An 11885-nucleotide genomic window follows, 5' to 3' on the forward strand; every position below is an offset into this window, starting at 1 on the left:
GCTTAAAATTCTTATACCATTTTTAATTCTTTAATACATGTACACTATTCATTCAAGGCTTCAAAAAGAATTAGACGAAATTAAAGCAGCAGGCTTATTTAAAAACGAACGTATTATTTCTTCGCCACAAGCGGCTGTAATACAAGCGAACGGAAAAGAAGTTTTAAATTTTTGTGCCAATAACTATTTGGGATTAAGCTCGCACCCTGGCGTAATCGAAGCCGCCCACCGCGCTATTGATACACATGGCTACGGCATGAGCAGCGTACGCTTTATTTGTGGTACACAAGATATTCACAAAGAGCTGGAAACAAAGATTTCTGCATTTCTTGGAACGGAAGATACCATTTTATATGCCGCAGCATTTGATGCCAACGGAGGTGTTTTTGAACCGCTTTTTAACGAAGAAGATGCCATTATTTCCGATGAACTAAATCATGCTTCTATTATTGATGGAATCCGCCTTTGTAAAGCACAGCGTTTCCGCTATAAACACAATAGTATGGACGACCTTGAACAGCAATTGCTTGCCACACAGCATTTGCGCTCAAGAATTATTGTTACCGATGGCGTATTCAGCATGGATGGCACCATTGCACAGTTAGATAAAATTGTGGCTCTGGCAGAAAAATACAATGCTTTGATTATGGTAGATGAATGCCACGCTTCGGGCTTTATGGGCAAAACCGGCAGAGGTACGCACGAGCATTGCAATGTAATGGGTAAGATAGATATTATTACAGGTACACTCGGCAAAGCACTCGGAGGCGCAAGCGGAGGTTTTACTTCCGGCAAAAAAGAAATTATTGAAATTTTGCGTCAGCGCTCGCGTCCTTATTTATTTTCCAACACGCTTATGCCTGCTATTGTGGGCGCATCTATTGCCGTACTAAACATGCTGAGCCAAACTACTGCACTACGCGATAAATTAGAACAAAACACCTTGCTCTTTAGGAGCAAAATGGAGGCAGCAGGTTTTACCATTAAGCCGGGCACGCATCCAATTGTTCCTGTAATGCTTTTCGATGCCGTATTGGCACAGCAATTTGCTGCTAAACTTTTAAACGAAGGTATTTATGTAACAGGATTCTTTTATCCTGTAGTAGCCAAAGGGCAAGCCCGCATAAGAGTACAGCTAAGTGCCGCCCACGAAACAGCACACATTGAAAAAGCAGTAGCAGCATTTGTGAAAATAGGCTATGAATTAGGTGTACTTAAAGCCTAACCAAAGCCATGCCGCTATGAATACAAATTGCTTTTAAGCAAGTTCATTTTACACAAGCGGTGCTTTACGCTAACCGAAAGGCATCCCAAACCATACACCACACTACGCTTAAAGTTTATACTGGAAGCCTCTTTAAAATACTTGGTTGGGCAGGTTACTTCTCCAATTTCAAACCCTTTGTAAATAATCTGCGAAAGCATTTGATTATCAAACACAAAATCATCGGAATTAGCACTAATATTGATGGCACTTATTACTTCTTTAGAAAACGCCCTATAACCGGTGTGGTATTCGCTTAGTTTCTGCCCCAGCAAAACATTTTGGGTAAACGTAAGCATACGGTTAAAAACATATTTATACAATGGCATCCCTCCTTTTAAAGCACCATTTCCCAAAATGCGAGAACCCAACACTACGGGATACACATCGTTGCCAATAATACTAATCATGGCAACCAGCAACTTAGGCGTATATTGATAATCCGGATGCAACATTATTACAATATCGGCACCCAGCTCTAAGGCTTTGGCATAGCATGTTTTTTGATTGCCACCATACCCTTTGTTTTTATCGTGCCTAATTACATGGTGTACGCCCAATGCTTTTGCCACTTCCACGGTGTTGTCTTTGCTGGCATCATCTACCAACACCACTTCGTCCACAAACTCAAAAGGAATTTCGCTCCATGTTTGGGGAAGTGTTTGAGCAGCATTATATGCCGGCAACACCACTACTACTTTCTTATTGTTATACATTATTGGTAGAACTTAAACCTTTTGCTATTTGAAGTTTGATATTTTCGGGCGCGAAAATAACTATTGTGCGCATACTTCAACTTGCCAATAAAATGCCTTTCCCGCCAAAAGATGGCGGAGCTATGGGTATTCACATATTTACCGAAGGATTATTGCAAGCCGGGCATCAAGTAAAAGTAATTGCCGTAAACTCTCCAAAACTCTTTACTCCACTACATGAAATCAACCAAAGCTATAAAGAAAGTACGCAGTTTGAAGCAGTTGAAATAGACACCCGCATAAAACCATTAAAAGCACTGCTCAATTTATTTTCAAATCGCTCCTACAATGTTGAAAGATTTGATGCCCCTGCCATGCATCAAAAACTAAAAGAAGTATTGGCAACAAAATCTTTTGATATTATACAATTGGAAAGCGTATTTATGGCACCTTATATTGCCACCATAAAAAAATACAGCCTAGCCAAAATTGTATTGCGGGCACACAACATAGAACACAAGATTTGGGAACGCCTAGCCGCCAACGAAAAAAACATCCTAAAAAAATGGTATTTAGGTTTGCTCGCAAAGCGGCTAAAGCAGTACGAAATCAATATGCTGAACCAATACCACGGCATCACATATATTACAGCTACAGAAGGAATGCAAATTACCAATTTAGGTTGCCGCATCCCCACTTGCCATATTCCGTTTGCTATGCAGGTAAAAAACAAAATACCCATACTCGGAAAAGAAGAGAATGGAAGCGTATTTTCGTTGGCAGCTATGGATTGGCAACCCAATGTGGAAGGCATACAGTGGTTTTTAGATAATGTTTGGGCACTCGTTTTACAAAAAATTCCCACAGCAAAGTTTTACATAGCAGGCCGAAACATGAATGCTCATTGGCTTCAAAAAAAGTATCCACAAGTTGAAATGGTGGGCGAAGTAAAAGATGCCAATGCATTTATTACAGAAAAAAGCGTAATGGTAGTGCCACTTTTTTCAGGTGGTGGCGTGCGCGTAAAAATTATTGAAGGCTTTGCCATGCAAAAGGCCATTGTGGCTACTGCCATTGGAGCCGAAGGCATCGAATATAAAAACAATGTTCACCTGCTCGAAGCCAATAACAGCACCGCCTTTGCAGAACAAGTAATTACACTTTTGCAAAACGAAAACCAACGCAACACCATAGCACAAAACGGAAGAAAACTAGCAGAGCAACTGTACGATATTGGCAGTGTAATAACAAAGCTCACCCACTTTTACCAAACACTATTAGAGGAAAAGAAATGAAGATATTGTTTATTACCTCCCGCTTTCCGTTTCCACTCGAAAAAGGCGATAAACTACGCGCCTTCAACTTTATTAAATGTTTAAGCCAACAACACGAAATACATCTCTTTGCCATTACCGAAAATAAACCTTCGCCCCAAGATTTACAGCAACTGCAACCATATTGCAGCAGCATTACAACCGTGGCGCTTTCCAAACCGCAAATTGTATGGAACCTATTTAAAGCCTGCTTTACCCAATTACCTTTTCAAGTTTCGTACTTTACCTTTGGAAAGGCACAAGCACAGCTACGTTCGCTACAGCAAAAAATACAGGCCGATGCCGCTTTTTTTCACCTGATACGAACCGCAGAATTAACCGATAGTATTGGCAATATTCCTGCTGCCATAGATTATATGGATACTTTTTCGGTTGGTATAAAAAGAAGAATAGCATCCGAAAGCATACTCACCAAATGGCTTTGGAAATGGGAATACCACAAACTTCTTCAATACGAAACTGCCGTATTCAGCCGCTTTCGGGCACACACCATTATATCGGAGCAAGATCGCAGTTTTTTACCCATCATACAAAAAGAAAACATTACAGTTATTCCAAATGGAGTAACCACACATCCACTGCAAACTTCAAGCAAAAAATACCAAATTATTTTTGCGGGCAACATGAACTACCCACCCAACATAGAGGCCGTAAACTTCCTAGTAAAAAAAATAATGCCGCTGGTTTGGCAAAAAATTCCCGCTGCAAAGGTAGTTATTGCAGGCGCAGAGCCGGCTACAGCAGTTCAAAAATTGGCAAACCCCAAAGTAGAAGTAACCGGCTGGGTAAACAATATTCAGGAATACTTCTTGGCATCCCAAATGCTTGTAGCGCCTATGCTTACCAGTATTGGGCTTCAAAACAAATTATTGGAAGCCATGGCATTGGGCATACCCTGTGTAACCTCCGGCTTAGCCAACAATGCACTACAGGCAACACCCGGCAAGCAAATCTTAGTAGCCAACGATGCCGAAACATTTGCTGCACATATCGTTAATCTCTTAGAAAATAAAGAATTAGAACATACAATTTCAAATGAAGCATATAGGTTTGTGCTCGAAAACTATTCTTGGAAAAAAGTAGCACATTCGCTCAATAAACTATTGGAAGTATTGAAAAAACAATAACAATGAGTACCAACAACAAAATAAAACTAGATACCATTCCCGCAGCTATCGAAGAAATAAAAAAAGGCAAAGTAATTATTGTAGTAGATGATGAAGATCGCGAAAACGAAGGCGATTTTGTGGCAGCTGCCCGAAGCATCACACCCGAAATTATCAACTTTATGGCCACCCACGGGCGCGGCTTAATTTGCATGCCCATGACCGGAAAACGCTGCGAGGAACTCGACCTTAAACTAATGGTGGGCGAAAACACCTCTGTAAACGAAACCGCCTTTACTGTTTCGGTAGATTTAATTGGGCACGGCTGCACCACCGGCATTTCGGCACACGACCGCGCCAAAACAGTACAAGCTCTCATAAACCCAAAAACCAAACCCGAAGAATTTGCCAAACCCGGGCATATTTTTCCACTCCGCGCCAAAGAAGGCGGTGTATTGCGCAGAGCAGGGCACACAGAAGCAACCGTAGATTTAGCGCAACTGGCAGGATTTGAACCCGCTGGAGTTTTGGTTGAAATTATGAATGCCGATGGATCCATGGCTCGCCTGCCCGACCTTATTAAAATTGCAAAAAAGTTTAAGCTCAAAATTATTTCAATTAAAGACCTTATTGAATATAAAATGAAAACCGAGCGGCTTATTAACCGCGAAGTAGAAGTAGATTTGCCAACCAAACACGGCAACTTTAAAGTAAGGGCCTACTCCCAACCCGGAGCACCGGAACCGCACCTTGCCATCATAAAAGGAACATGGAAACCCAACGAACCTGTTTTGGTACGTGTACACTCCTCTTGCCTAACGGGCGACTTATTAGGCTCTATGCGCTGCGATTGCGGAGCACAGCTAGCCCAATCGCTCGAAATGATTGAAAAAGCAGGAAAAGGCGTAGTACTGTATATGCAGCAAGAAGGCAGAGGAATTGGACTGCTCAACAAACTAAAAGCCTATAAACTACAAGAGCAAGGCATGGATACTTACCAAGCCAACCTATCGCTCGGCTTACCAATGGATGCACGCGATTATGGCGTGGGCGCACAAATTCTAAACGACCTCGGCATTAGTAAAATGCGCCTAATGAGTAACAACCCAACCAAGCGCGTTGGCCTAATTGGCTATGGCTTAGAAATTGTAGAAAATATACCGTTAGAAATACAGTGCAATGCTTACAACCAAAAATATTTAGAAGCAAAACGCGATAAAATGGGGCACGAAATTTTAGGAAAAAAGAAAAGTGTAACGCCTAAAAAATCGGTAGCAAAAGGCAAGAAAAAATAAATTGTATGGAAATAAAAACCGCTGAATATGTAGGCAGTTTTGTGCAGTTGGCGCAATGCCCCCAAACACGCCAACCTGAATTTGCATTCATAGGTAGATCTAACGTAGGCAAAAGTTCGCTGGTAAACTACTTGTGTGGCAGAAAAGCGCTGGCAAAAGTGAGCGTTACTCCGGGCAAAACACAAACCCTAAATTACTTCAACATAAACCAACATTGGTTTTTGGTAGATTTACCGGGCTATGGCTATGCCAAAACATCTAGAACCACACGCGCCCAATGGAGCGATATGATTCGAAATTTTGTTTTAAAACGCGAAACACTTCAATACGTTTTTATACTTATTGACTCTAGAATTGCACCACAAAAAATAGATGTAGAATTTATCAATTGGATGGGAGAAAAAGGCATACCTTTTTGCATTGCCTTTACCAAGGCCGATAAGCTTTCTTCACCCGATACGCAATCCAACATTGCTTCTTTCAAAAATAAATTGCTCGAAAGTTGGGAAGAACTACCGCCCATGTTTGTTACCTCATCCGAAAAAAAAACAGGTAAAGAACCCATTTTAAATTTCATTCATGAAGCGCTGAACCTTCGGTAATTTTATTTAAGTTTTTATTTTCATAGCGCATGAAAATATTGATACACAAACTTATTTCACTCCTTGCGCTTTTTATTACTGCACTACCGGCAGTTCGTGCACAATTCTCAAAAGATTCTTTTAACCTTAAAGAAGTAGTAGTAACCGGAACATTAAAAGAACTCCGCAGAGAAGACTTTGCCATTCCGGTAGAAATTTACACGCAAGAATACTTTCAATCTCAAAACGTATTCAACCTGCAAGATGCCATTAGGTTTATCAGCGGTTTGCAAGCCAATATTGACGGTTGTATAGATGGCGCTGCCGATATTGAAATTAATGGATTAGAAGGCACCTATGCACTCGTGTTGTTAGACGGAGCGCCCATTACAGGTGGCACAGGAAATCTCTATGGCTTAATGGGTATTCCATTAAGTATTATTGATAGAATTGAAGTTATTAAAGGTCCCGCAAGCACCTTGTATGGCACCGAAGCGGTGGCAGGCGTGGTAAACGTAATTACCAAAAGCCCCGAACACAGCAATAAGGTTTCTATAGACAGCCGCCTTACTTCATACCTTGAAACTGGTGTGGACGCAAGCGTTACCTTCAAAGAAGGAAAAGCAAACGGACTTTTGGGCGTAAGCTATTTTGGCATGAATAAGAAGTGGGATTTCAACAAAGATAACTTTACCGATATTCCGCTGCAAAACCGTTTGGCATTCATAAATAAATGGACATTTAGAAACCGTGTAAACAAACAATCCAGCATTCTGGCACGCTACATTTGGGACGATAGAACCGGAGGACAATTACCATACAACAAAACTTGGCGCGGCAGCGACACCATTTATGGCGAAGCCGTGCGCACCAATAGGTTTGAGCTGGTTGGAAATTTTTTGCTTCCCATTGCAAAAGCCAACGTGAGCTTGATGCTTGGCTTTAGCCACCACCATGCCGATGCCGCTTATGGCACCAACCTATTTAGGCACAACGAGCAAAACGGCTACCTTCAACTCATTTACGACAATAAAATAACCAAGAAAAGCGATTTCTTAATTGGCATTGCATACCGCTTCAACCGATACGATGACAACCTTGTAACCACTGCCGATACTGCCAACGGGAAATACATCAACCATCCTATAATCAACCACTATCCTGCCATTTTTATTCAAGACATGATTCACGTAAACGAAAACCACGAAATTTTGGCAGGTTTGCGATTAGAATACAACACACTCTTTACTGGCGTGGCGTTTGCTCCCCGTTTCGATTACAAATGGATGAGCACCAACAAAAAAAATGAATTGCGCCTCGGCATCGAAAGCGGCTACCGAACACCCAATGCTTTTATTGACAATAAATATGCCTTTACCAGCGGCAGAAAAATTGTTTTAGATGAGAAATTGAAAACCGAAACCTGTTATGGTTTTCATACCGATTATATCCGAAAATTTAAAACCGAGAAACTAACCATATTCTGGGAATCGCGCCTGTATTTCAACTTCCTTTTTAATATGGTTGAATTAGAAATTGATTATGCCGAAAACACCATTACCTATGAAAACGAAAATTCTTACGGATTAAATGCAGGATTCAACACTATGGTAGAAATGAGTTTTGAAAAACCCGTAAAGCTTCAATTAGGAATTAACCTTTTAGGAAATTTTGAATTGGAAAAAGAAGAAGGAGAAGATGAAATTGAATTAGAGCCGCTTATCAACTCCCCCATTTTAAATGCTACATTTGGATTGCAGTATCATTTTAAACGAGCAGGTGTAAAATTAGACTGGAGCGGCTATGTAAACTCACCCATGCGCATGGCAATACAAGACAACGATCCGCGGGGCGAATACTCACCGTGGTACACCATACAAAATATTCAGTGCAGCAAACAATTTGCCAAAGGGTTTGAACTATTGTTTGGAATACAAAACATATTCAACACACGCCCACCCCAACCAATTTTGCGCCCTTTCGATCCATTCAACAAAAGCACTACCCAAAACGGCTTAGTATTTGATGCTACCTATAACTACGCACCCAACCAAGGTGCACGCGGTTTTGTGGGCATTCGCTTTAATTATTAAACAATACGCCCTTCGCATTACAACTATTTTTTACCCACTCTTCCTTCTTCGCACATTTGCTATCCCGTATAAATTCTACTTTGCGGAGAAACAAGAGTTCGTATATTTGAGAGTTAGGCGTCAGCTAAGACAGACAGAGTAAACAAAATGAAAATAGAGAATTTAAAACCATTTGAAGGACAACATTGCGAAACAACAGCGACAGGAACCTTGTTGCGACAGCTTGACATTGAACTTTCTGAACCAATGCTTTTTGGACTTGGACAAGGACTCGGATTTATTTTTTGGAATATGAAAACAATGGACTTTCCTTTCATTGGCGGACGCATTAAAACCGATTTACTGACACTGAACATTGCGAATAACCTAAACCTTGAATTGACAATTAAAGAAACTTCTTCAACTCAAAAGGCTTGGGAAAATGTAAAACAACTTCTTGACAACGGAAAAGTAGTAGGACTTAAATTGGACTGTTATCATTTAGAATATTTTTCAAACCCATTTCATTTTGCAGGACACTATGCAGCAATTTATGGCTACGACAACGAAACTGCATTTTTGATAGACACGAAACAACAAGGCGGACAAGTTAAAACAAGTTTGAAAAGTTTAGCATTAGCACGAAACGAAAAAGGACCAATGTCCTCAAAAAACTTGTTTTACACACTAAAAAAGACAGACAAAAAGTATGAATTAAAAAAGGCTATTGTTACAGCAATTCGGAACAATGCGACTGATTATATAAATCCGCCAATCAACAATATTGGTTATAAAGGAATTTTAAAAACAAGTAAAGAAATTCTAAAATGGTTCGACACAAGTAAAGACATTAAAAGCGAATTTGAAGCAAGTGCAATGATTATGGAGAGAGCAGGCACAGGCGGTGCATTATTTAGAAATTTGTATAGAGATTTTTTAAAAGAGAGCTACGACATTTTAAAACTCGATAAACTTAAACAAGCACCCACGGAATTTATTGAAATTGCAAACTTGTGGACAGAAATTTCAAATCTGTTTTTACAAGTGAGCAAGACCAAAGACAGAAAATATATCGAACAGGCTTCGGACATTTTAAAACGACTTTCAATAATAGAAAAAAATGCAATGGAGAAGTTGGCGGAAATATAGCCGAACGCCTAACACGGGTTTGGCAAAAGTGGCGGTTCAGTGTTCCGCAGACACATTTGTGGTTAATCAGAGTTTGTTTCTCCGCATCAACATTTGTGGTGAAAATCGCCACCTTCGCCAAGCCCGAAAACGTTAGGCGTAATTTTAAAACGTGCCGACAGTAACAAGACAAAAAAAGAATATGATAACAATCGACAACTATTTAGACAGCCATTACATACACCGAAGCAACTGGTTGAGAGCTGCTGTTCTTGGTGCAAATGACGGAATAATTTCTATTTCCAGTCTTGCCATTGGAATTGCGGCTGCAAGTTCGACAAGAGAACCTATTGTATTGGCAACAGTCGCAGGACTTGTTGCGGGTGCTTTATCTATGGCGGCAGGCGAGTATGTTTCGGTAAGTTCGCAAACCGACACTGAAAAGGCAGACATTGAAAGAGAGATTAAGGAACTAAAAGAAATGCCAGAAGAAGAACTTAATATTTTGGCTCAAATCTATGAGAAACGTGGACTAAAAAAAGAAACCGCAAGACAAGTGGCAATTGAATTGACAGAAAAAGACGCTTTGGCAACACACATTAGAGATGAATTAGGCATCAACGAAATAAGTCAAGCAAATCCAATACAAGCGGCTTTAGCATCAGGAGCATCTTTTACAGTTGGTGGCGTATTGCCGCTTTTAGTTGTTCTTTTTGCACCAGTGAAAGGAATGGAATATTGGTTATATGGCTTCACGATAATTTTTCTCGTTATTTTAGGAGCGACATCTGCAAAAACAGGTGGTTCAAGCATTAAAAAAGCTATCTTGCGAATTACCATTTGGGGAACAATTGCAATGGTACTTTCTGCGTTAGTTGGTTACCTTTTTGGAGTAAATATTTAATTTTTAAAAAACATAATAATATGAACGGAGCACATTGGCATTTAGTGGTAAATCATTTACCAATCATTTTCCCTATTGTTGGGGTAATCGTAATGATTACAGGTCTTATTTCAAAATCAGAAGCTGTAAAACGAACGGCATTTATGATTTTTGTTTTCGGTGCATTAGCCGCAATAGCAGCTATGAATACAGGAGAAGGAGCAGAAGAAGTAGTAGAAAATATAAATGGAGTTTCGGAAAACTTCATAGAAAGCCACGAAGAAGCAGCAGAAACATTCGCTATTCTATCTTATATACTAGGTGGCATTTCTTTGCTTGGACTTTGGGCGAGTTTTAAACAAAAATCTTTTTCTTCAATAATTTCAATTGCAACATTGATTTTTGCATTTGTGGTATTATTCTTTGCTAAACAGACAGGTACAACTGGCGGTGAAATTAGACACACAGAAATTCGAAGCGGCAATAATATTCCAGCATCAGAAAACAAAAACGCTGAAGAAGACCAAGACGATTAGGATGATAAAGACAGAAAAAGAAGGGCTACTTCAACTATTAAAAATTGCAACACCGTTTATTTTAATTACAACGGTTTACACAATTCTTGTTCTTGGACTTGAAGAGTATTTCGGTGACCACATTTACAAGATATCTGGACAAATTGGTTCTGTATTTGGACTTGCGGTCGCTTTTTTCTTGGGTTTCAGAATGAATTCGGCTTATGACAGATGGTGGGAAGCAAGAAAAATATTTGGTGAATTGACTAACAATACACGAAGTTTTGTTGCTAAAATTTATGCCTATTATGGCAATGAAGAGAATTTTAAAGATACAACAAAAACCGATTTTAAAGTTGAAGCCCTCAAATTAATTGAATTGAGCATTTTATACATTCGTCAATTAAAAAATGAAATGCACCATAATTTCAAGCCAACTTTTAATGAGCAAACAATTGCAATTCTAAACGAGTTTAAAATAAATACCGAAAACAAAATCTCAAACGAAATATTGGTTGCAATCACAAAGCGTATTGAAGACAATTTTACTTCAAAAGCAAATATTGAAAAAGGAGATTTAATGCAACACATAAATCGGTTTTACGACATTCAAGGAAAAGCTGAAAGAATAAAAAATACGCCTTTTTTGATGATTTACAGTGCATTTACCAAAATAATTGTAAGCTTCTATGTCATACTTATTCCATTATTTATTGGTGACATTGACTTGGGTGGCGAAGAAAGTGGCTTTGAGTTTTTAGCTATTCCAATTATGGTTATTATAAGCACAGCATTTTTGACAATAAACAAACTCGCAAACTTGTATGGAGAACCATTTTCGGAAAACAAAACATCTGTAACCATTGACGACATTTGTAAGACAATAGAACAGAATTGTAATGAAGTATGCGACAAGCTGAAATAAAAACTACGCCTAACACGGGTTTGGCAAAAGTGGCGGTTCAGTGCTCCGCAGACACATTTGTGGTTAATCAAAGTTTGGTTCTCCGCA

11 protein-coding genes are annotated in these 11885 nt (G+C 39.5%); 10 read left to right on the top strand and 1 reads right to left on the bottom strand.

The window, feature by feature from the left end:
* Nucleotides 1-37: 37 nt before the first annotated feature.
* Nucleotides 38-1225, top strand: coding sequence for a glycine C-acetyltransferase (kbl, locus tag KF872_11540; protein MBX2904175.1), 1188 nt, complete (start codon nucleotides 38-40; stop codon nucleotides 1223-1225).
* Nucleotides 1226-1239: 14 nt separating this feature from the next.
* Here kbl and KF872_11545 read toward each other — a convergent pair whose 3' ends face one another.
* Nucleotides 1240-1980, bottom strand: a complete 741-nt coding sequence (locus KF872_11545) for a glycosyltransferase family 2 protein (protein MBX2904176.1) — start codon at nucleotides 1978-1980, stop codon at nucleotides 1240-1242.
* 65 nt (nucleotides 1981-2045) lie between these two features.
* Here KF872_11545 and KF872_11550 point away from each other — a divergent pair, with 65 nt between their 5' ends.
* The 9 genes from KF872_11550 (at nucleotide 2046) to KF872_11590 (ending at nucleotide 11798) form a co-directional block, all read left to right on the top strand.
* Nucleotides 2046-3254, top strand: a complete 1209-nt coding sequence (locus tag KF872_11550) for a glycosyltransferase (protein MBX2904177.1) — start codon at nucleotides 2046-2048, stop codon at nucleotides 3252-3254.
* Entirely contained in the window at nucleotides 3251-4420 is a 1170-nt protein-coding gene (locus tag KF872_11555) for a glycosyltransferase (GenBank protein ID MBX2904178.1), read from the top strand. The genes KF872_11550 and KF872_11555 overlap by 4 nt, the downstream gene beginning before the upstream one ends.
* 2 nt (nucleotides 4421-4422) lie before the next feature.
* Entirely contained in the window at nucleotides 4423-5694 is a 1272-nt protein-coding gene (locus KF872_11560; GenBank protein MBX2904179.1) for a bifunctional 3,4-dihydroxy-2-butanone-4-phosphate synthase/GTP cyclohydrolase II, read from the top strand.
* A 5-nt stretch (nucleotides 5695-5699) separates the two neighbouring features.
* A complete protein-coding gene (gene yihA, locus KF872_11565) occupies nucleotides 5700-6296 on the top strand; it encodes a ribosome biogenesis GTP-binding protein YihA/YsxC (GenBank protein ID MBX2904180.1) in 597 nt (198 codons plus the stop codon).
* A gap of 29 nt (nucleotides 6297-6325) precedes the next feature.
* Nucleotides 6326-8368: a TonB-dependent receptor gene (locus tag KF872_11570; GenBank protein MBX2904181.1), complete on the top strand. Its 2043-nt coding sequence runs from the start codon at nucleotides 6326-6328 to the stop codon at nucleotides 8366-8368.
* Between the two features lie 147 nt (nucleotides 8369-8515).
* Entirely contained in the window at nucleotides 8516-9496 is a 981-nt protein-coding gene (locus KF872_11575) for a BtrH N-terminal domain-containing protein (GenBank protein ID MBX2904182.1), read from the top strand.
* Between the two features lie 190 nt (nucleotides 9497-9686).
* Nucleotides 9687-10379: a VIT family protein gene (locus KF872_11580; protein ID MBX2904183.1), complete on the top strand. Its 693-nt coding sequence runs from the start codon at nucleotides 9687-9689 to the stop codon at nucleotides 10377-10379.
* A 20-nt stretch (nucleotides 10380-10399) separates the two neighbouring features.
* Complete coding sequence (locus KF872_11585; protein ID MBX2904184.1) at nucleotides 10400-10894, top strand: hypothetical protein; 495 nt, start codon at nucleotides 10400-10402, stop codon at nucleotides 10892-10894.
* A gap of 1 nt (nucleotide 10895) precedes the next feature.
* On the top strand, nucleotides 10896-11798 hold the full coding sequence (locus KF872_11590) for a hypothetical protein (protein ID MBX2904185.1): 903 nt from the start codon (nucleotides 10896-10898) through the stop codon (nucleotides 11796-11798).
* Nucleotides 11799-11885 lie beyond the last annotated feature (87 nt).

The sequence above is a fragment of the Chitinophagales bacterium genome (assembly GCA_019638515.1).
Taxonomy (GTDB): Bacteria; Bacteroidota; Bacteroidia; order Chitinophagales; family LD1; genus UBA7692.